Here is a 21641-nt window from a genome sequence, read left to right on the forward strand (position 1 = left end):
TGGGATGAAGCATTTTGCATAGTCAAGACAATTTTGAAACATTGGATTTTGTTAGGAAAAATAAAAAAGAATACATTCTTCAAAATCAAGGTTCACGAATGAGTGAAGTTGGCTTTTATACCACTAAATTATTGAAGACCGCTTAGTAAATATGTGGGTATTCAACCCTGTTATACACATGATTTAAGGAATAAGAGTTTTAGACAATTTTTACGTAAGTCCTTTATATATAGGAATCCGCTTTGATTCAAAGAAATTATTTGCGTAGGGAGGGAATAGGGAAGAGGGAACAGGGAATAGGGAAGAAGGAATAAATGTGTACTGAGTTTTTTTCACGCAATCAAATAGGAGTCCTATACAAGGTTTTTGGTGCTAACCCAAGGGTATTAGAATATAATTCACTACTACACAAGCCAAATCCGCCTAAGCAAAAATTTTTAAACCAATGGAGGTGGGTAAAGTTTCGTGTAGCCGCGATTTCTAGTCGCCAGGACTTGGGAGCATCCCAATTTGGCAAAAATAAAATAATCTGGGGATTCAATCAAGTGGTTATTCTGACTCTTGCTCAAATCCAAAACTAATGTCTAGCAAACACTAGACTTCTTGGCATTTGTCGGAAAAAGGGGAAGGGGGAAAAGGTTCTGCAAAAGTCCCCTTCCCCTTTCACCAAAACCTTTTCCCCAAGAGTGCAAAAAGCACAAGTGCCAAGAGGTCTACTCATTGGGAGACTAACAGGTATAGATTTTTACCAAATAATAAGACCTCTCCTTAGTTGTACTAAGTGATAGAGGTCTTTGGAGTTATGTTATTTTGGCTAACAGTTTAAAAACTGCTTGTTATATCAGCTCATAACTGTTCTCTTACGCTTGAAGATGATCCCTAAACCACCCATTAACAGTGCGCCCATAATAGTAGAGGATTCGGGAACAACTTTAACCGTTGCGGCTATAACTTTGAAATCTGGCCCATTGTCGTTAGGAATACCAGGAATAAGCCCATTATTGTTAGAGCTAGTTAATCGCAGTGTTTGAGTAGTGATTCCATTTAAACTAATGCCTATAGAGCCAATATTGAAAGGCCCATTGTTAAGGATGGGGAAGACCTGAGTACTGATGTTATAGTCGGCTTTGCTGTAGTTTTGCCTCAAAATTTTGTAAGTCGCTATAACTTCATTATTTTCACCCAAAGCTTCCACCAATAAATCGCTATCGCCTGCAACTGAACCACCTGCTGTTCCACCACGCTCCCAAAAGAGGAAGGTATTCACGGGATTGGCGAAGGAGACTTCAATGCTGTCTGTATCTGCATTTTCTCGCGTCACCAGAATGCTATTTAGATTTAAGTTTCCCAAACTGTCAACAATGTCTTGAGCAGTTGGATTTGGTTTTGAGGGGCCTTCAAAAAGCAGGGTGTCATCAGGAGTATTAGGGCCTCTTCCTGAATTCAGTACACCGAATACATTTCCATCTGGAAGAATGTATGTATCATTTCGGAGAATCTTTGCTTTGGTGACAACTTCAAAGCTACTAATCGTTCTTCCACTAAATTCTACTGAATCCAACCGGATATCTCTTGTGGGATCGTTGAGTAAACTAGATGTAGGGTCGTTAGTCGGAGTAGCTGTGACATTAGTTTTAAACGAAAATTGGGTGAATGGTGCTGTCTGAGCATGAGCAGGTACTGTTAGTATTAGGGAAGCCACTGATATAGAAGCAGCACTTGTTGCGATCGCTATTGTCTTTGCAAAGATATTTGTCATTTGTATTTTCACCTTGGTAGACGCCAAAAAACTTATCTGAGTGAATCAGATAGGTTACTAGACAGAACAAATTAGTCGCACAGTCTCAAATTTGTGCAACCTCACCCCCGCTTCTGGAAAAAGCGAATTATCAGACTTTTTTACACTTCGGACAATTAACCCTTCAGTTTTTGAAAGTCTTTAATCAGATTTATGATTTCTTACTACTAAATCTTGGTCGATTTACCGTAGTTTAGTAGAACTATCCCATAGCTTTTTGTCTGTGTCAATTAGTTAAAAAAGTTTTTATAACTTTTGTGTGGGCGATCCTTTCAGCCAAAATGCTGTTATTAGATACAATACCTTAGCCAATTTACAAGAATTCAACGCCCGTAGAAACGGAATGAATACGTCCTAAAGAAGTAATTTTGGCAAAATCTGGGTTAATAAAATAGGATCGGGCATTTCAGGAAGCATTTTTGAAATTTCACGGACATATCGAAAACCACCATAGAAAGCCTTAAGATCGATAATGCCGAAGTCGGGATTGTGTTGACGAAAATCTAAGAGTTGATGATGGGATAAGCTGGCCATAAAAAATGCGTGTTTTAGCAGCATTAGTCACCGCAGTTTGACTGAGGTTCATAAAGTTTTATAATCCCCAGAACTGCTTGGTATCTCTAAAATCAAACTTGATTTAGAAGCGTAAATGCCTTGCAGAGAATCATATAGTTTTAGTGAAGCTAAATCAGGTTTTTCAGCAATGCAATTACATAGCTAAGATGAATTTCTCAGTACTTCAAAAAAGAAACAAAGTAAAACAAGCTCTCTGATATATATAGTTTAAATTTCACACAAAATGCTGAAGTTAATCTTAATGATAACTTCAGCATTTTTTCAATTTATTTACACTAAAAGAGGAATTACTGCATATAGAAAAATAAATAAAGTATTAAGATCGTTAGCAGGTTGGCATAAACAAGATTATATCCATGTATTAAGAAATTGTATTTTCAGCACATTACCTTAATAATTTAGGCAGAGCAGGCAGGCAAAAGTGTTTTCTAAAAAGGTGCAGAGCTACGTTAAGCAAATCATAGTTGAAGAGGAAGAGATACAACAGGATGAAAAAGGATTCTGCCAGCAGGCGGATATTGCTCCTCTGATGATTTGGATGTCTCGATGTAATGCACTTTACTGTTACTTCAATTCTAATTGGCTGAAATTTACTGGAACACATCTCACAAAAGCCGCGTCTGCATCTGCGCGAGCAGAGGAAATAGGCAATATTTGGACTGGCAGCGTCCATCCAGAAGATAGACAGCGATGTGAAGATATATACCTGAGAGCATTTGTGACGTATGATTCCTTCCAGAGGCAATATCGCCTGCGTCGAGCTGATGGTGAATATCGCTGGATTTTAGATACAGCCGCGCCACGATTTGCGGCAGATGGTAGCTTTGTCGGTTACATCGGTTATTGTATCGATCTAACAGAAGTGCCGATCGGGATCGGTCAACCTTCCCTAACAGAAAGCTGCTCGCTATCGACAAATTCCTCTCGTTACCTACGTAAAATTACTGAAGAAGAGCGGGCAACAGAATTAGCAAAAGCATTAGAGCAACTGCAAGCCGAAATTAGCAAACGCCAAGCAATTGAAGCAGAGTTACGCCAAAAAACCTCAGAATTTGCCGCGATTTTGCAAGTACTTCCTGATTCCTACTTTCGCATTGATGCTGCTGGAAGTATTCTGGATTACAAGCAAGGGTTGATGGAGAGTCTGTATATTTCACCAGAAGATTGTCAGGGCAAGAGTTTGCACGAATGCTTACCGACTGCTGTCAGCGATCGCTTCCATCAAGCAATAAATCAAGTACTTGAAACTCAATATGAAGTCAGTTTTGAATATACCTTACCGCAACCAGGAGAAAACAAGAATTTTGCAGCTAGGTTATTACCATTACCAGACCAGCAAATTATAGTTCTTGTTCGCGACACCAGCGACAACATCCAAGCAGCTTTAATAGAAAGTGATGCCAAGTTCCGCAGCATTGTAGAAAATGCCAACAACGTTATTTTTGCGCTGACACTTGAAGGGATATTTTCCTACGTTTCTCCTAATTGGACTGAAATCTTTGGGCATGAAATTGCAGAGGTTGAAGGCAAATCTTTTATTCCTTTTATACATCCTGACGATGTGCATATTTGTGTCGATTATTTTCAAAGAATTTTGACAACAAGCGAAAAACAAAAACCAATCGAATATCGAGTCCAACACAAAAATGGTAATTGGCGATGGCATACAAGCAACTCATCTGCTATTAAAGACGCTAATGGCAATATTTTGTACTTCGTTGGTATTTGCTATGACACCACTGACCGTAAAGAAGCAGAAATTGCACTCAGAGAAAGCGCCCAGCGAGAAGCACTCCTCAATCGTCTTTCTAGCCAAATTCGAGCTTCTTTGGATCTCAATTACATTGTGGAAACCGCAGTACAGGAGATTCGCAACTTATTCCAGATCGATCGCTGCGTCTTCTTTTGGTATCGGCAAGACGCTGATGTACCATACTGGGAAAGAGTTTATGAGGCGAAAAGTTCCTTTTTACCGTGTCTACTTAACCAACAAGAAGCAACTCATGCCGAAATCAAACTAATCGCAGCTAAAACCTTGAACGGAGAAATCATCCGCATTGATGATACTGAGACTGTGGGCGATTCCATAGCAGAGCAATTTTTGCAGGATTTTGGTTTTACTGCTTTTATGGCGCTGCCTGTACACACCCAATCTGGTGAAATTGGTGTATTTAGCTGTGGTTATTGTAGTGGCTTTCGTCCTTGGCAGAACAACGAAGTAGAATTACTACAAGCAGTTACAGTTCAACTAGCGATCGCCATTGACCAAGCTAAACTTTACAACCAAAGTCGCATTACCGCCCAAACTGCCCAAGACAAAGCCCAGCAACTAGAAGCAGCACTGCTAGAACTTCAACAAACTCAAACGCAACTAATTCAAACTGAAAAAATGTCCAGTTTAGGACAATTGGTTGCAGGTATTGCCCACGAAATCAATAATCCTGTCAATTTCATCTACGGCAATATTAGCCACGCCAGTGAATATACTAAGGATTTGCTGCAATTAGTAGAACTTTATCAACAAAGCTACTGCCTACCAACACCAGAGATCGATCGACAAATTAATACCATTGATTTGGAATTTCTCAAGCAAGATTTACCCAAAATTCTGGAGTCGATGAAGATGGGATCTGAACGCATTCGGCAGATTGTCCTATCTTTACGCAATTTTTCTCGCCTTGATGAAGACGGTACAAAAGCAGTGGATATTCATGAAGGAATGGATAGCACTTTACTGCTATTGCAAAATCGCCTCAAAGCCAAACCAGGACATCCCGAAATCCAAGTAATTCGAGACTACGGCAATCTACCACCAGTAGTCTGTCACGCCGGACAGATGAATCAGGTGTTTATGAATGTGTTGACAAATGCGATCGATGCTTTAGAAGAGTCATACTCTGTGGGAAGGCGAAGCGCCTATATCAATAGTCATACCCCGCAAAAAGGCGTTTGCGTAGCGTCTCCAAGAGTTGCGCCTATATCATTAGCAAACAACACTGAACAAATGACTTTCCCACAAATTTACATTCGCAGCCTCATCCAAAAAGACTATGTAATCATTAGCATTGCTGACAATGGCCCTGGGATGAGTGAGGAAGTACGCAAACGCCTATTTGACCCCTTCTTCACGACAAAACCTGTGGGTAAAGGTACAGGTATGGGATTATCAATTAGCTACCAAATTGTAGTCCAAAAACACGGTGGAAAGATCCATTGTATTTCAGCACCAGGAGAAGGAGCCGAGTTTGTTGTAATGATTCCACTAAAGCAAGAACCCTCAACCTAGATATCACGCAATAGAGATAAAAGTGAAAAAATGTAGAGATGTAGCACTGTTACGTCTCTAGAAGGGTTCTGGATAACGCATATTTAATTTCTCGATATGTGTAATCTTAATCTAAACTTAATCAAAGCTTAACCTAATAGTTGTTAACTAAGATCAACTCACTTTTTGCTGCAACATTTTAACCCCCTCAATAACCTAAAATTTACAGGAATTGAGGGGATTATTTATTCTAATATAGGAAATTAGGTTTGAAAAACGTTGTAATGGTAGTACTATCTTTGCGTAGGCATAGCCAATCCAGACAATAGACTTCTTGGCATTTGTCGGGGTAAAGGGCAAGCGTAAAAGGGTAAAGAAACTCAAAATCCTTTCCCTTTAACCAAAACCTTTTCCCTAAGAGTGCAAAAACATATTTTTGCAAGAGGTCTAATGTACATAATGAACTGCACCTACTGGCGTGGCAAGCCTTAAATGTTGCAATAAATTTTCTTGTGGGACGGGTGTCCTTACCCGTCCGGGCGGGCAAGATGCCCACCCCACAAGAGCTAAATTTTATGCACTATTTTAGCCTTGCCACGCCACTACGCACCGAACAGAAAAATCTCTGAGTACAAATAAAATAGAAGGCTGGGATGATACAACCCCAAAGTCAAAATAGTATCACCTATACACGCGTTATCCACCTAAGTCATGTAATTGACATAGATATTCCCCAATGGTCTGGAGATCCCACAGTAGAATTTGAAACTGTGGCTGAACTCAATAATGATGGTTATTACTTGCGGCGTTTCTCCTTGGGGGAACATAGTGCTACCCATATCAACGCCCCTAATAGTTTTCATAGTTCTGCTGTAGGAATTGACCAATATCCAGCCCAGTCTTTAATTGTACCTGCGGTGGTTATAAACGTTTGCCAAGCCACAGCAGTTAATCCTGATTATGCTTTGACTATTGCTGATGTTTTAGCTTGGGAAAAAGAATACGGTGAAATTTCTCCTGGTTGTGTAGTTATATTGAATACTGGTTGGCAAAAAAAGTGGTCGGATAAAAGTGCATTCCTCAATCATGATGCTCAAGGGATTCCCCACTTTCCGGGATTTGGCAGCGATGCCACTCAATTTTTGCTTGATGAACGGCAAATAGTTGGGGTAGGAATTGATACTCATGGTGTAGACCCCGGACAGGATAACAGTTTTGCGATTAACCGCCTAGTTTTAGAACAACCGCGCATTGTGTTGGAGAATCTAACAAATTTGGATCAACTGCCACCGAAAGGTACTACTCTAGCGATCGCAGTTCTTAGGTTACGTGGTGGTTCTGGTTCTCCTGTGGGGGTGTTGGCGTTCGTGCCTTAATTTTTATATCGATATTTGCCGATCGCGCCAATTTCCTAAACTTGAGGATAACCTAGAAAGCAAGCAAACTTAATACACAAGTTTCAGTGGATCATCGGAGATTTTCCAAATGACAACTCCGCTATCTTGCCGTAATTATATAGACGGTCAATGGTTGAGTGCTGTAGGAGAAGCAACCCTAGAAAGTCGCAACCCTGCTGACAAAACCGAAGTCGTAGCCACATTTCCCCGTTCTCAAGTTCAGGATGTAGATACAGCGGTAGCCGCCGCCCGTAAAGCCTACCGCAGTTGGCGCAAAGTTCCGGCCCCAGCGAGGGCAGAATACATCTTTCGCGTTGGGGAAATATTACTCCAGCATAAAGAAGAACTTGCCCAATTAATCAGTCGGGAAATGGGTAAACCCTTGACGGAAGCTAGGGGAGATGTCCAAGAAGGTATTGACTGCGCCTTTTACAGTGCTGGCGAAGGACGGCGACTATTTGGGCAAACCACACCTTCGGAAATGTCCAATAAATTTGCCATGACTGTACGGATGCCCATCGGAGTCTGTGCCTTAATTACTCCCTGGAATTTCCCGGTGGCAATTCCTTGCTGGAAAGCTATGCCAGCCTTGGTATGTGGCAATACAGTTATTCTCAAACCTGCTGAAGATACTTCTGCTTGTGCAACTAAATTGATTGAAATTTTTCAACAAGCAGGTTTACCACCAGGAGTAATTAACTTGGTGCATGGTGTGGGAGAAGAGGCGGGGAAAGCTTTAGTTGAGCATCCCAATGTTGATTTAGTATCTTTTACTGGTTCTTCAGAAACGGGTGCTTTTGTCGGCGCGACTTGCGGACGCACTCACAAACGTGTCTGTTTGGAAATGGGTGGTAAAAATGCTCAAGTGGTGATGGAAGATGCCGATTTAGAACTTGCTCTCGATGGGGCAGTGTGGGGAGCGTTTGGCACAACTGGGCAACGGTGTACGGCTACTAGTCGGCTGATTTTGCATCGTGATATCAAGGAAAAATTTACCGCTATGCTTTATGAGCGTACCAGTAAGTTACGCTTGGGTGCTGGCACTGACTCTGATACAGATATTGGCCCGATAGTCAATGAAAAGCAACTCAAACAGGTGAGGAAGTATTTGGATATCGCTCGTGAGGAAGGAGCAAAGGTTTTAATTGGTGGGGAAATCGCTAGTGAAGGCTCATTAAAAAACGGTTACTTCTTTCAACCAACTATTTTGGATGATGTAACTCCTGATATGCGAGTTGCTCGTGAAGAGATATTTGGGCCAGTGGTGGCATTAATTGAGGTTAGCTCCTTTGAGGATGCGATCGCAATTCTCAACGATAGCAATTATGGTCTTTCTTCTTCAGTTTACACCCGCGATATCAATCGGGCTTTTACTGCTATGCGCGACATCGAAGCAGGTATCACCTATATTAACGGCCCGACTATTGGTGCAGAGGTACACTTACCCTTTGGTGGTGTGAAACAAACCGGTAACGGACACCGCGAAGCTGGAACTACTGCAATGGATGTTTTCACAGAATGGAAAAGTGTTTATGTTGACTTCTCTGGAAGTTTGCAACGCGCTCAGATAGATAATCGCAGTTAATTGTTTGCAAATACACTTCAGATAATTAACTACCCCTGGCTGTGCGAAAGTTTAAGCCAGGGGTATTTCATAAGAATTCTTGGCATTTGTCGGGGTAAAGGTGAAGGGGAAAAGGGTAAAGAAACTCAAAATACTTTTCCTTTACCCTTTACCCTGAGAGTGCAAAAATATATTTTTGCAAGAGGTCTATAGTAAATTTGGGTCAATTCCTTGTTGTTGTAATTTGGCTAAAAGTTCTTGAAACTGCTGCTGAGTTTGTTCTAGCTGTTGTTGCTGTTGTGCGTTTATTTCTTCTGGAGTTTGGTATCTGTTACCATCTTGGTCATACCAAAATAGCCATTCTCGTGTTCTTCCTTGATAAGTACCCTGTTCTCGTCCAATCCCTAAACCAATTTCTGGCATCCAAATTTGATCGCCGAGTTGTAAAGTGTACTTACCTTCAATTAAGCGATAAACTTCTAAACGTTGACGCTTACGACGTAGCCGCGTTGGTGCATAAATGACGTAATATAAAATGCCTAATTGAGCATAATCTATTTTCTTTTGTTCATATTCGCCATTGTAGGTTTGAGAAACCACCTCTAAAGCTAAAATGGGCGTAATTCCTTCTTCTTCCCAGAAAACGTAACTAGAACGTCCGTTTTCTCCAACAAAACGTTCAACACCTAAACTCAAAAACCCATCGGGGACTATAGCAGGTTGTAATGGTGTATAGTAAATTCCCATGTTGATACCGAAAAACCAGTCATCACGAGTTTGCCAAATCGAGGCTAAGATGGCTAACAATAAATTAGGAATTAATATTTGTAGTTCGTTATCCACAGGGGTATCATCAGAATCTGGTAATTCCGCCGATGAAGGTAGGCAATCTAAGGGATTGTAATTATACATACAGGACTTTTCGATTCATTAACCAAATCAAATAATCTGCTTTAATACAAGATAGCCACTATTTCGCATACCTGCTATGTCCGCCGACTACCTGACACCAGAACAACGTGCATTCATATCCCGATGTCGAGAAAAATGGCAACACATTGGACTATCTACCGAACCCATCAACCAACAACAGGCTACGGATGCAGTTCGAGCAATATATACTGCACTCGAACTCACTGAACCTGAAATAATTATCGTTGATAGCCCTAACGCTGGGTTCGAGTACATCTGGAATTTGCTCAAAGTTGAATCTCAGACAATTCTGGGTGATGCTATAGATAGTTCCCACTGGAGTAAAATCTACAGTAAGTTGCAATCATATTTGCTCACGCGATTACCCGTTGATTTACAAACAAATTTACATTCTTTGTTTGACAATCATCTGGCAAAAGAATATGCCAAATTACTCCAAGAACAGTTAGAAATACAATGGGGAGATGTTTTGGAGGAACATTTTGGTAAACGCAATAGCCAGTTGATTAAAGATATATTCTCTTCTTGTCGCAAACCGGAAATTTTAATTGCAGGATGCAGTTATTTTGACTTTTGTATTCAGAGTTTCAACTACCAGCAATTTGAAAACCAACTATTCATTTTAGAAGATTTTGTTAAAAATTGCGGCTGGACTTTCTTCTTTAAAAATATCGCGATTATTTCCAACCATTGCACCACAATTAATATTGATAGCAACAACCATCTCTACGGTGAAAATACACCTGCCGTAGCCTTTACAGATGGGTATAGCCTGAATGCACATCACGGTAAAATAATCCTACAACGCAAGCGTAAACTCGACGATCTCGCCTGGACAAAGTTATTTGAAAAAATGAACGCAGTCGAAATTGACTCTTGGGAAGAATACAAATTGTTACGTACCGTTGAAGAAGGAATTAATGTCCGGCCTAAGCAGTTCCTTAAAGTAACAAATCCGCATACGGGAGAAGTGCGAGTTTTTGGAGTGTCTATGCGGTTCACATCTGCTATTGAGGCGGCACGCTGGGTAAACCAACGCAAAACTTAAAAGTCATGAGTGAGAATAAGCTATTTCATAATTATTTGTTGTTCGACAAAATTGTTCGACAAACTCAGAAAAATTTAAATTAAAGCTGATGCCAATACTGTGTTTGATTACCATTTCCCAAACACTGGCAATACTTAGGCAATTATCATTATTTTCAATTTGGTCTCGCAAGTTATTACTAATTCTTGGGTGCTTTCAGCCGCGCTAGTAGCGACTGTCAAATTTCCGAGTCAAGCGTTGGCTAGCAAATACCGCAGGCATCGCTGTTTGATGGCATTTTTTCAGATTAACGTGAGTTCGACGGCTCTAAAAACCCCACTTCCATTCCTCTCCCCCACTCTTCGAGAGGCTTTGAAACCCTAATTTTTTCATTGTCAACTAAAAATATTTCTGCCCCTCTCCGCCTCGGAGAGGGGTTGGGGAGAGGTTCATCGAACTCACGTTAGATTAGATGCAGAGTTGACGGGAGTGACTACAGAGTTGACGAAAGTCACTACAGGGTTGACGGGAGTGACTACAGAGTTGACGAAAGTCACTACAGAGTTGACGGGAGTGACTACAGAGTTGACGAAAGCCACTACAGGGTTGACGGGAGTGACTACAGGGCTGACGAAAGTCACTACAGAGTTGACGGGAGTGACTACAGGGTTGACGAAAGTCACTACAGAGTTGACGGGAGTAACTACAGAGTTGATGGGAGTGACTTCAGGGTTGGTTTTTGTTTGGTGCGATCGCCTAATTATAAAAACTCGTTGCCAACAAAGCAATCTCTGAGTGTTGCGTTGGCTAGCAAATACCGCAGGCATCGCTCTTTGATGGCATTTTTTCAAACTAGATGCTTTAATAAACCGCTTTCAGCCGCGCTAGTAGGAGAAAATAATCTTTAAACTGTTGCAAACTCAGTATATTTCCTCACTTCGGGAGGCTGAAAAGCCAAGACAATATCGCTTGCAGGAACACCTAAATTCATTAACTCAGTTGCCATTCCTTCTTCAGTCAAATCTTCTTCGATGTAAATTTTTTCATTTTTAATGCGAATATAGACAGAAATTCCTTTAACTCTTTTCCCTTGTTTCCAACCAATATTGAACCACAAATATTGACTTCTTTCATCATCAAACATTAATACTTCATCCACATCAACAATAGTTACTTGTGAAGATATTCTTTGATACTCTGTTAATATTTGCTTGATTAGATTTTGGTATTGAGTTAACTTATCCATTTCACAATCTCCTCTTTCTTCATATTAATAACTAATAAATAAACTTGATACTTTGCCAAAATTAGTTGAATTGCAACTTTTTGGAAGAAATCTTCATAAATTACTTCTCCTATCGCCAAATATAATTCTTGCTCGGAATATTCAATAGAAAGTAGAGCTTTATAAATGAGATACTGACCTAATGCGGTTTCAAAATCACGCATAGGAGAACGGCTGAGAAAACTTTTAATTTCAATAACAATTTGTTTTCCTTCTCTACTAGCTGCAATAGTTTTTTCACCAGCCAAATCGGCAAACAATTTAACTTCTTCATATTTTATTGGATAAGGATCGGCTGTAATTATCCAACCATCCTTAATTAAGGCATTTTTAACTGCATCATGGTATATATCTTTTGCTGGCATTTTCTCCCTGATAATTCAGACAAAGTAACTATTGAGACTAGTTAATATAATTTTACTAAGGGCGGTTATGTTTGCGATCGCCTAATTATAAAAACTCATTGCCAGCAAAGCAATCTTTGAGTGTTGCGTTGGCTAGCAAATACCGCAGGCATCGCTTTTTGATGCTGTCATAAATTAATATTTATCTCCAGATTATTGCTAAATTTAAAGTAAATCCTGGTAAAATATCTTCACCTAATAATTCTTTTGGATGTTCTAATATTTCCACTGGTTGACCAAGACGGTAGATTTCTACCTGACGTAATTTTGAATTAATTAACCAACCTAATTTAACCCCGTTATCGATATATTCCTGCATTTTCTCTTGGGTTTCTTTCAAAGAATCGCTGGCTGACATTAACTCTAAAACGAAGTCTGGTGCAATAGGTGGAAACTTTTCTTGCTCTTCAGGTGTAAGTGTATCCCATCGTTCTTTTCTAATCCAAGCGACATCAGGAGAACGGTTTGCACCATTAGGCAATTTAAAGCAAGTGGAAGAATCGAAGCAAATTCCTAGTTGAGTTTGACGATTCCAAATCACAAAATCTGCCGCAATTTCAATATTACGATTTCCAGTCTCTCCGCCTGTGGGTGGCATGATTAGAAGTTCTCCCCTTGCATTGCGTTCAAATTTGATTTCAGGGTTTTCACGACACAACTGATAAAATTGATTGTCGGTAAGTTGGATGATGGGGTTTAAGTTGATGGCGATCGCTGTCATAGTAACTATATTGGGGATGACATCAAAATTTAATGAAGCTTTTTACCACAAACTAATTGTATCAAGACATCTTAGTAATGAATTTCAGAGTCCAGCGTAGGCGTAGCACAACCCAGGCATCGCTCTTGAACACCATTTTTTCAAACTAGATGCAGGGTTCGTCTTTGTTTGGTGCGATCGCCTAATTATAAAAACTCATTGCTAGCAAAGCAATCTCCGATAAAGAGCGATCGCTCTTTAACACCATTTTTTCAAACTAGATGTAGGGTTTGTCTTTGTTTGGTGCGATTGCTTAATTATAAAAATTCATTGCCAGTAAAGCAATCTCTGAAAACAGCGTTGGCGTAGCCCGCCGCAGGCATCGCTCTTTGATACCATTTTCTCAGATTAGCTGTGCGATCGCTTAATTATAAAAACTCATTGCCAGCAAAGCAATCTCTGATCGCTTTGCTCGCTCTGACAAATAAATCTTTTTGTTTTGCCCATAGGCGCAAAGAATATCGCAAAACAACTACTTTTAATCGAATAATGATGTAGAAAAAGTTTGCATCAAGTTGTATTGCAAGATTGGGTAGAAGTAAAATGCAGCCCAAAGTATTCACTTAGCTGGTTCTGGTGGTAAACCGAGCTTGGCACGAAAATCCTCGTCATATTCTGCCTCGTTCCAAGTATAAGCAGATCTAACTTGCTCAAGAGTAAGGTATCTGGCAAAGCTGAGGTCGGCACCGCTGAGGTAGGCACTGCTGAGGCCGGCACTGCGGAGGTCGGCACCGTTGAGGTGGGCACTGCGGAGGTCGGCACCGCTGAGGTTGGCACTGCGGAGGTCGGCACTGCGGAGGTTGGCACTGCGGAGGTTGGCACCGAAGAGGTTGGCACCGAAGAGGTTGGCACTGCGGAGGTCGGCACTGCGGAGGTCGGCACTGCGGAGGTCGGCACTGCGGAGGTCGGCACCGTTGAGGTTGGCACCGTTGAGGTTGGCACCGCTGAGGTTGGCACCGTTGAGGTGGGCACCGCTGAGGTAGGCACCGCTGAGGTCGGCACCGTTGAGGTGGGCACCGCTAAGGTAGGCACCGCTGAGGTCGGCACTGCGGAGGTTGGTGCTGCTAAGGTTGACACCGCTGAGGTTGGTACCGCTGAGGTCGGCACTGCTGAGGTCGGCACCGTTGAGGTCGGCACCGCTGAGGTCGGCACTGCGGAGGTTGGCACTGCTGAGGTTGGCACTGCTGAGGTTGGCACCGTTGAGGTCGGCACCGCTGAGGTCGGCACTGCGGAGGTTGGCATCTCTGAAATCTGTGTTAGCTAGACTCTCACCAGCTTGGACTAGTTTTTCAAGTGCTTGAATTCTTACTCGACTATACTCTTTTCCTTTAATAGCATCTACTTGCTGCCAAAGTTGGTTTATCCTAATCTGTTTCTCAATTACAATACCCAGAACTACTGACGCAACCAGCGGAATAATTAAAAAAAACCCAACGGATCTAAAGCGATTATTCTGTCTTTGTCTGACACTTGCTTGAATAAACTCAATAGCTAAGTCAGATAATCTTAAGTTCTCAGTTTGTTGCTTCTGAAAATCTACTACCTCTCTTAACCGCTTCCCCTGAAGTAGATAATCTTTCGCCTTTCCCCTATCTCGCCATTCAATAGCTGCTGCTTCAATTTTCCGCTTTTGTCGCAGTATGTCCCGACTTTCTTCAATCCATTTGCGTAATAGCAACCAATGGCGAATCAGCGCTTCATGTGCCACATCTACCACAGCAATTTGATTAGATAAGGTACTGGTGACAACTAGCTTCTCATCAGCTAACCGTTGAATTATTCTATTAATCACAAATTCTGGATGCTGTGAAGTAACTAAATCTCGTTGTACAACCTGTCTACGTGTATCTTCTGTTCCTTCTCCCAACTGCGTCAATTCTAAAAAAATTCGCTTGGTTGCTTGCTGTTCCTCTGGTGATAATGACTCATAAACTTCTGTAGCGCGTTTTTGCAGGGTTCCCCTGACTCCACCGAGTTTGCTATATGTAGTCAGGGTTAACCGTTCTTCAGTTCTTTGCTGCCATAATTCTGTTAGCGTGTACTGCAACAACGGTAAACTTCCCGGTGAATTTTCTACATCTGCAATCATTTGAGAAACTAATTCCGGTTCTACTGCTAAGTTCACCTGTTGGGCCGGTTTGATAATTGCTGTTTCTAATTCCTCCCGATTCATCGGTGTTACTGTTACTAAACGCTCTTGAATTTTTTTAGCTAGTCCACCATACTCTTGTTCTAGACATTTGCCAAAAAAATCAGCCCGCATTGTGATTATTAGGCAGAGTTTATTGTCATCCCGTTGCAAAGCACCTAGCACACATTCAAAAAACTGCTGTCGTTTTGTAATGTCTTGGCATTGAGTAAAAGCTTCCTCAAATTGGTCTACCACTAGCACTACGCGATGAGTTTGGCTAGCAGTAATCAACTGTCCTAAACCAACTGCGCCTTTGGCAATTAATTCTTCAGCTTTTGCTAATTGTGATGCGCGTTCAATATCTGATAATTCTGATTCTACAAATGCCAGTGCTAAATTTTGTAAGGGGTTAATCCCTGGTCGAAATATTTTCAACTGCCAAGTATCGCTACCTGATAACCTACGTCCTAACTTTAATTGATAAAGTAAACCGGCTCTGACAACACTAGACTTACCACTTCCTGATGCTCCCAACACAGCGAGGAAATTACCCGATCGCACTTTTTCTAATAATTCATCAGTTAATGCTGTTCTGCCATAAAATAATTTGGCATCTGCTTCTGTGCAATCAAAATAAGATAACCCTTTGTAAGGACAAATAGCTGATATTTGTTCTGTGGAGTTAACAACAGAGGAATTCCATTTACGGGTGAGATTAATTGCTTCACCAGAGTTAGCAAAAATGGGACGCTGGGGAAAGGGATGATATTGTTGATTGAGCGAATCTACTAAAGTGTAGTTGCTCACCCAACGGTCTTGTTTTGGTTCCAAACCTTGAAGCAGTGCGGCGGTGAGAACGCTGTGTTGGCTGTTAATCTCTTCAAAAGCAACTTCAAAATCACGAGAAGCCGCAATAAAACACCTGTCTCTTCCTTTACCGCGATCGCCTGGATCTGCCTCTGCAAAATTTAGCACTTCTCCGCTATAGCAGCAATCCAAAATCACAATTTGTTGTCTTACTTCACTTTCTTGCAGCAGTCGCCGCAGCCATTGCAAAGATAATCCCCAATTACCCGCATCGGGGTTGACTTCACTTGTCGCTAAAAAGCCTTCCTGAATCCCTAGATTTTTCCGCAAACCATGACCAGAAAAATACAGCAGCGCTGTATCTGGCGGCTTTCCATCTGGCTTAAATAATTGGACGATCGCTCTTTCTAACTGAGTTAAACTAACTTTAGTTTGCTTACCAATGCGAATCGTCTCATTTTCCTTGTCTTTGACTGCTGGTAGCCGCGTTACCCGAAACTCCCCATATTGTTGTAAGATTTGAGCGATCGCTTCACCATCGGCAGCAGGAGCATTAAGACTCTTTAAGCGGTCATACGTATTAATTCCCACCACCAAAGCGTCTCGACTCATATCAGCAAGCTTTATGATAGTTTAGTTGCATTATTTCCAGCTTCTACAAGAAATTTACCGCATTTTCCGTAAAAATGTGTAAGGTAGCACAGCTGTGCTACCCTGACTTTTCACGTTATGTGAAAAAGTCCACGAAAAACCTAACCCCCTAACCCCCTTCCCGATGCGGGAAGGGGGAAATTCAAAGTCTCTCTCCTTTTAGGAGAGAGATTTAGAGAGAGGTTTTCCAGATGCCGTGAAAAGTCAGCTGTGCTACCCTACGCCTAATTCTTTTAAGCAAGATTTATTCCATGACTCAACTCACACCTATTTATTTAGAAGATGGCACGATTATTTACATTGAAGCTACAGATAATATAGATGCACCGCCAGTTAACATCGAAGTTTCTCCAGAGGGAGAAGAAGCGCTAATTGATAAGGGATGGGATGCTGATGCTGCACAAAAACAGATAGTGCAAAATTTTCAAGCGATTGAAGGTACAATTCGGGCTTACACTGTTTATTCACTTAATGCTTTTAAGAAAATCCCTGTTGCTAATATTGATAAAGTAACTTTAGAATTTGGCATCAAAGTTGGCGGTGAAGCAGGTATACCTTACATAACTAAAGGCACGGCTGAAAGCAATCTGAAGGTAACAGTAGAGTGTTCATTTCCTGACCAATCGGAAAAACAAACTCAGCAATCATGAGTCAAAGTATTGGCGCTGCTAAAATTTCTATTATTATTCCGGCTATTAATGAAGCAGGAAATATTAAAAAAGCCATTGCTACTACTCAAGCCAATCTAAATATAGAAGTCATTGTAATCGATGGTGGCTCTAGTGATGATACTGTAGCGATCGCTCAGTCTTTAAATGTCAAAGTTATCTCATCATCTCCCGGTCGTGCTGTGCAAATGAACGCGGGTGCTGTAGCAGCTAGCGGTGAGATTCTGTTATTTCTCCATGCAGATACCCGTTTACCAACTGGGTTTGATGAGATGATTCGCACGGCACTACAACAGCCTGGAATTGTGGCTGGTGCTTTTAAATTGCGGATTGATGCGTCACTTTTAAGTTTACGATGGGTGGAGTGGGGAGTAAATGTGCGATCGCATTTTTATCAAATGCCCTATGGCGACCAAGCAATTTTTTTAACAAAGGAAGTATTTCAAAAAATAGGCAGTTTTCCCGAATTGCCTATCATGGAAGACTTTGAACTCATGCGTCGTCTAAAACGCATCGGACGCATTGTAATTATTCCCACACCAGTTGTCACTTCAGCCCGTAGATGGTTGCAAAAGGGAGTATTAAAAACTACGCTACTTAATCAAATAGTAATTATTGCTTATTTGTTCGGCGTTTCACCTGAGCGAATTTGTCGCTGGTATCGCCGAGAAAAATTTAAGAGGCTTTAAGCTGTTTTTCATGTAAATGCTATATCTTAGGGGCATTGGATTTGAGGTGTAAATTTAAAAGTTGAGCCTCAGAAAGTCAACGTTGAGCCTCAAAAGGTCAACGTCGAGCCTCAGAAGGTCAACGTCGAGCCTCAGAAGGTCAACGTCGAGCCTCAGAAGGTGAACATTGAGCCTCAGAAGGTGAACATTGAGCCTCAGAAGGTCAACGTTGAGCCTCAGAAGGTCAACATCGAGCCTCAGAAGGTCAACGTCGAGCTTCAGAAGGTCAACATCGAGCCTCAGAAGGTCAACGTCGAGCTTCAGAAAGGATGCTTGAAAAGTAGTATGTTGCGATTAAAATCACATTATTACCCCCCTTAATCCCCCCGATATATTGCTACGGTGTACACACAAGTCCAAGTAAAGTAATAAGGGAAGGAGTTGTGGGGAGAAAAAGGTGATGGAAAATCCAATCAAAAGACACGCGCAAGCAGTTGAGGGAAAAGCATTTGGAGACCCGCGACTCTCTAAAAGGGGGCAGCATTGTACGAAGCTTTGGGAAAAAATCAATCAGTGAGCATTCGCCAAATAAGTAAAAATAGAGCCGAACAAGTAGGATACTATCGGTTTTTGGAGAATGAGAATGTGACAGTAGGGGAATTAGTGCGAAGCCTATCAGACGAATGCGTAACTCATGTAGAAGGAAAGCATATATTAGCTATCAGTGATACAAGCGAAATTAACTTGCAGTCTCATGTAGGCAGGTTGAAAGCAAAGGGTGTCGGTGTAGTCGGAAACAACACGGATGTAGGATTTTATATTCATCCAACACTAGTATTAGATGCAGCAAATGGATTTCCCTTGGGGATAAGTACAGTACAACTGTGGACGAGAGATATTAACCATCAGGATAAGCATGAGCGCAATTACAGCCGATTACCAATAGAAAAGAAAGAATCATACAAGTGGCTACGTTCTGCCGAAGAAACGCAAAGATGTTTAACTATTGGCAATGCCAAAATAGTGACTCACATCGCCGACCGCGAAAGCGATATGTATGAGGAATTTGCTACAGTCCCAAATCAAGACAATCATGTGTTGGTGAGAGCGCGCATTGACCGTCGCCTTGTGGGAAAAACCCAATCACTTTATACATACTTAAATGAACAGCCCAGTGAGGGTACTTATACAGTCAATGTGCCGTCAGATGCACGCCAAAGTAGAACAGCAAGGGAGGCATTATTAATTGTTCGCCGTGCGGTAGTGAAAATTCAACGTCCAGATAAGTTGAATGGGCAAGATTATCCCCCTAGTGTGACACTTTACGCAGTGGAAGCAGTTGAAGTCAACCCACCATCAGGTCAAGCACCGATTCATTGGCGATTACTCACTACCCACCAAGTCGTTTGTTTAGAACAAGCACTACAGGTGATTCGATGGTACACATGGCGATGGCGAATTGAACAACTGTTTGCCACACTCAAAACTGCCGGATTAAATCTCGAAGCCACCCAATTAGAGTCGGTTACCGCCATTCAACGATTAACTATATTAGCCTTGTCTGTTGCTGTGCGAATTTTACAACTGATTGGTGGACGGGATCATCCTGATTTACCGGCAAATATTGCTTTTTCTCATGAGCAACAGCAATATTTATCTACTATTGCTCCTACTTTAGAAGGTAAAACTCGACTGCAACAAAATCCCTATCCTCCTTCAACTCTTGCTTGGGCGACTTGGATTATCGCTCGGCTTGGTGGTTGGTCTGGTTACAAATCCCAAAAACCTCCCGGTATTACTACTTTGAGCCGCGGACTTGAGCAATTTGAATCCACCTTTTTTGGCTGGAAGCTCGCTCTGGGCAAACTTGTGTGTACACCGTAGCTTTCCAAGGGGAGGGTTAGGGTGGGGTAAAAACCAGATTCGTAACTAACTACTTCAGACTTGTGTATACACCATAGTGCTAAGGGGAGGGAAGACAAAGCATAGCTTTTGCGGAGTGGGGTTCTTGTAGCTCACCCAATCGAGAACCGCTATAAACAAGCATAAAAAAATTAATCGGGATTCTTAATTTTAAAAGAGGTTTCGCCAATGACCAATTCAGATTTAGAAAGAGTCACAGTTCGCCCAATTGACGAGTATAACCAAAAGCTGGTGTCTTACGCCCATCCGCCAAATTGGGTTAATCCTCAGCCTGCCGACGTTTACGACTTGGTAGTTATTGGTGCTGGAACGGCGGGATTAGTCGTGGCGGCGGGGGCTGCGGGTCTGGATTTGGGTTTAAAGGTGGCGTTAATTGAAAAGCATCTCATGGGTGGAGATTGCTTAAATGTTGGTTGCGTACCATCTAAAACTATTATTCGCTCTGCCCGCGTTGTTGGCGAAATCTGGGATGCTAAAGACTTGGGAGTTAATATTCCCCAACATAATATTGATGTTGATTTTCCCAAAGTTATGGCCAGGATGCGGAAGATAAGAGCTGATATCAGCCCTAACGACTCGGCGGAACGGTTTCAAAAGTTGGGTGTCGATGTCTTTTTGGGTAGCGGTCGATTTGCAAGTAAAAATACGGTGGAAGTTGGCGATAAAACCCTTAAGTTTAAAAAAGCTGTGATTGCAACTGGCGCAAGAGCTGCCCAACTGTCGATTCCGGGAATTGAACAGGCGGGTTATCTAACCAATGAAACGGTTTTTTCTCTAATTCAACGACCGGAACGTTTGGCGGTGATTGGTGGCGGGCCCATTGGTTGCGAATTGGCGCAAGCTTTCCGGCGTTTGGGTTGTGAGGTGGTGCTTTTCCATAGCGGTTCTCATCTCCTAAATAAAGAAGACGCACAAGCTGCTGAAATTCTCCAAAAGGTTTTGATTAACGAAGGAATTCGCCTAGTACACGATTCCAAGCTGGAAGAAGTGGTAACTGTCACCGAAGGCAAACGACTTTACTTTTCTTCTAACGGTCATCGAGATTCGGTGACAGTCGATGAAATTTTAGTCGGTGCGGGGCGATCGCCAAATGTCGAAAATCTAAATTTAGAAGCTGTGGGTGTAGAATATGACAAGCACCTTGGCGTGAAGGTAAATGATTACCTGCAAACGACCAATCCCAAAATTTATGCAGCTGGCGATATCTGCATGAACTGGAAGTTTACCCATGCTGCTGATGCCGCAGCGCGGATTGTAATTAAAAATACCCTGTTTTCTCCCTTTGGCTTGGGACGCTCGAAACTCAGTAATTTGGTGATGCCTTGGGTAACTTATACTGACCCAGAAATTGCCCACGTAGGGTTATCCGAACACGAAGCGCAGAAATTGAGTATTGAGGTGACAACAATTGAGATTCCTTTTAGTAGTGTAGATCGAGCGATCGCCGATGGTGAAGAGTTAGGATTTCTCAAAATTCACCATAAAAAGGGGTCTGATGAAATTATCGGTGCAACTATTGTCGCCAGTCACGCGGGTGAGATGATATCAGAAGTGACTACGGCAATGGTGAATAAGATTGGTTTGAGCAAGTTAAGCAGTGTAATTCATCCTTATCCCACTCAAGCCGAAGCAATTAAAAAAGCAGCTGATGCTTATCGTCGAACGCTCCTAACATCAAATACCAAAAAATTGCTGGGATTTCTGACAAAGTTATCTTAAGCAAAATCAGCGAACGGTCAGATAACTGTTCGCTGATAACTGATAATTTTTATGTCACTGCTATA

The 21641-nt window shown here is 41.8% G+C and carries 15 protein-coding genes and 1 pseudogene; 8 read left to right on the forward strand and 8 right to left on the reverse strand.

Features of this window, described 5'->3' with window-relative positions:
- Window positions 1-841: 841 nt before the first annotated feature.
- Window positions 842-1759, reverse strand: a complete 918-nt coding sequence (locus ACR5KR_RS08885) for an exosortase-dependent surface protein XDP2 (RefSeq protein WP_448266233.1) — start codon at window positions 1757-1759, stop codon at window positions 842-844.
- Between the two features lie 352 nt (window positions 1760-2111).
- A pseudogene (locus ACR5KR_RS08890) lies at window positions 2112-2435 on the reverse strand (IS4 family transposase); the annotation flags it as partial.
- A gap of 360 nt (window positions 2436-2795) precedes the next feature.
- Between ACR5KR_RS08890 and ACR5KR_RS08895 the strand changes: the two are divergent.
- The 3 genes from ACR5KR_RS08895 to ACR5KR_RS08905 all read left to right on the forward strand — a co-directional run bounded on the left by ACR5KR_RS08895 (window position 2796) and on the right by ACR5KR_RS08905 (window position 8621).
- Window positions 2796-5660 carry a PAS domain S-box protein gene (locus tag ACR5KR_RS08895; RefSeq protein ID WP_448266234.1) on the forward strand — a complete coding sequence of 955 codons (2865 nt, stop codon included), beginning with the start codon at window positions 2796-2798 and terminating at the stop codon, window positions 5658-5660.
- A 632-nt stretch (window positions 5661-6292) separates the two neighbouring features.
- Entirely contained in the window at window positions 6293-7015 is a 723-nt protein-coding gene (locus tag ACR5KR_RS08900; protein WP_448266235.1) for a cyclase family protein, read from the forward strand.
- A gap of 109 nt (window positions 7016-7124) precedes the next feature.
- Window positions 7125-8621: an aldehyde dehydrogenase family protein gene (locus ACR5KR_RS08905; protein WP_448266236.1), complete on the forward strand. Its 1497-nt coding sequence runs from the start codon at window positions 7125-7127 to the stop codon at window positions 8619-8621.
- A gap of 186 nt (window positions 8622-8807) precedes the next feature.
- Here ACR5KR_RS08905 and ACR5KR_RS08910 read toward each other — a convergent pair whose 3' ends face one another.
- Complete coding sequence (locus tag ACR5KR_RS08910; protein ID WP_448266237.1) at window positions 8808-9512, reverse strand: Uma2 family endonuclease; 705 nt, start codon at window positions 9510-9512, stop codon at window positions 8808-8810.
- Window positions 9513-9588: 76 nt separating this feature from the next.
- On the opposite strand from ACR5KR_RS08910, the gene ACR5KR_RS08915 reads away from it, so the two are divergent.
- Entirely contained in the window at window positions 9589-10581 is a 993-nt protein-coding gene (locus tag ACR5KR_RS08915; protein ID WP_448266238.1) for a DUF6745 domain-containing protein, read from the forward strand.
- Window positions 10582-11018: 437 nt separating this feature from the next.
- Here ACR5KR_RS08915 and ACR5KR_RS08920 read toward each other — a convergent pair whose 3' ends face one another.
- From ACR5KR_RS08920 to ACR5KR_RS08940, 5 genes are all read right to left on the reverse strand, one after another.
- Window positions 11019-11387, reverse strand: coding sequence for a hypothetical protein (locus tag ACR5KR_RS08920; protein ID WP_448266239.1), 369 nt, complete (start codon window positions 11385-11387; stop codon window positions 11019-11021).
- Window positions 11388-11464: 77 nt separating this feature from the next.
- On the reverse strand, window positions 11465-11806 hold the full coding sequence (locus ACR5KR_RS08925; protein ID WP_448266240.1) for a XisI protein: 342 nt from the start codon (window positions 11804-11806) through the stop codon (window positions 11465-11467).
- Window positions 11794-12210, reverse strand: coding sequence for a XisH family protein (locus ACR5KR_RS08930; protein ID WP_448266241.1), 417 nt, complete (start codon window positions 12208-12210; stop codon window positions 11794-11796). The genes ACR5KR_RS08925 and ACR5KR_RS08930 overlap by 13 nt, the downstream gene beginning before the upstream one ends.
- 181 nt (window positions 12211-12391) lie before the next feature.
- Complete coding sequence (locus tag ACR5KR_RS08935; protein WP_448266242.1) at window positions 12392-12970, reverse strand: Uma2 family endonuclease; 579 nt, start codon at window positions 12968-12970, stop codon at window positions 12392-12394.
- Between the two features lie 598 nt (window positions 12971-13568).
- On the reverse strand, window positions 13569-16559 hold the full coding sequence (locus ACR5KR_RS08940) for an nSTAND1 domain-containing NTPase (RefSeq protein ID WP_448266243.1): 2991 nt from the start codon (window positions 16557-16559) through the stop codon (window positions 13569-13571).
- Window positions 16560-16849: 290 nt separating this feature from the next.
- On the opposite strand from ACR5KR_RS08940, the gene ACR5KR_RS08945 reads away from it, so the two are divergent.
- From ACR5KR_RS08945 to ACR5KR_RS08960, 4 genes are all read left to right on the forward strand, one after another.
- Window positions 16850-17248, forward strand: coding sequence for a CU044_2847 family protein (locus tag ACR5KR_RS08945; protein ID WP_448266244.1), 399 nt, complete (start codon window positions 16850-16852; stop codon window positions 17246-17248).
- Window positions 17245-17955 (forward strand): TIGR04283 family arsenosugar biosynthesis glycosyltransferase, encoded by a 711-nt coding sequence (locus ACR5KR_RS08950; protein ID WP_448266245.1) that lies wholly within the window; start codon window positions 17245-17247, stop codon window positions 17953-17955. The genes ACR5KR_RS08945 and ACR5KR_RS08950 overlap by 4 nt, the downstream gene beginning before the upstream one ends.
- Before the next feature lie 534 nt (window positions 17956-18489).
- On the forward strand, window positions 18490-19818 hold the full coding sequence (locus ACR5KR_RS08955; protein WP_448270096.1) for an IS4 family transposase: 1329 nt from the start codon (window positions 18490-18492) through the stop codon (window positions 19816-19818).
- 207 nt (window positions 19819-20025) lie between these two features.
- The gene (locus ACR5KR_RS08960) at window positions 20026-21576 is read left to right on the forward strand and encodes a mercuric reductase (RefSeq protein WP_448266246.1); all 1551 of its coding nucleotides are present in this window, start codon (window positions 20026-20028) and stop codon (window positions 21574-21576) included.
- The last annotated feature ends 65 nt before the right edge of the window (window positions 21577-21641 follow it).

It is taken from the genome of Nostoc sp. DSM 114159 (assembly GCF_053470285.1).

Coding starts and splice junctions, on each gene's coding strand:
- ACR5KR_RS08885 (WP_448266233.1), bottom strand. CDS start 1,759: ATGACAAATATCTTTGCAAAGACAATAGCGATCGCAACAAGTGCTGCT.
- ACR5KR_RS08900 (WP_448266235.1), top strand. CDS start 6,293: ATGATACAACCCCAAAGTCAAAATAGTATCACCTATACACGCGTTATC.
- ACR5KR_RS08905 (WP_448266236.1), top strand. CDS start 7,125: ATGACAACTCCGCTATCTTGCCGTAATTATATAGACGGTCAATGGTTG.
- ACR5KR_RS08910 (WP_448266237.1), bottom strand. CDS start 9,512: ATGTATAATTACAATCCCTTAGATTGCCTACCTTCATCGGCGGAATTA.
- ACR5KR_RS08915 (WP_448266238.1), top strand. CDS start 9,589: ATGTCCGCCGACTACCTGACACCAGAACAACGTGCATTCATATCCCGA.
- ACR5KR_RS08920 (WP_448266239.1), bottom strand. CDS start 11,387: ATGCCTGCGGTATTTGCTAGCCAACGCAACACTCAGAGATTGCTTTGT.
- ACR5KR_RS08925 (WP_448266240.1), bottom strand. CDS start 11,806: ATGGATAAGTTAACTCAATACCAAAATCTAATCAAGCAAATATTAACA.
- ACR5KR_RS08930 (WP_448266241.1), bottom strand. CDS start 12,210: ATGCCAGCAAAAGATATATACCATGATGCAGTTAAAAATGCCTTAATT.
- ACR5KR_RS08935 (WP_448266242.1), bottom strand. CDS start 12,970: ATGACAGCGATCGCCATCAACTTAAACCCCATCATCCAACTTACCGAC.
- ACR5KR_RS08940 (WP_448266243.1), bottom strand. CDS start 16,559: ATGAGTCGAGACGCTTTGGTGGTGGGAATTAATACGTATGACCGCTTA.
- ACR5KR_RS08945 (WP_448266244.1), top strand. CDS start 16,850: ATGACTCAACTCACACCTATTTATTTAGAAGATGGCACGATTATTTAC.
- ACR5KR_RS08950 (WP_448266245.1), top strand. CDS start 17,245: ATGAGTCAAAGTATTGGCGCTGCTAAAATTTCTATTATTATTCCGGCT.
- ACR5KR_RS08960 (WP_448266246.1), top strand. CDS start 20,026: ATGACCAATTCAGATTTAGAAAGAGTCACAGTTCGCCCAATTGACGAG.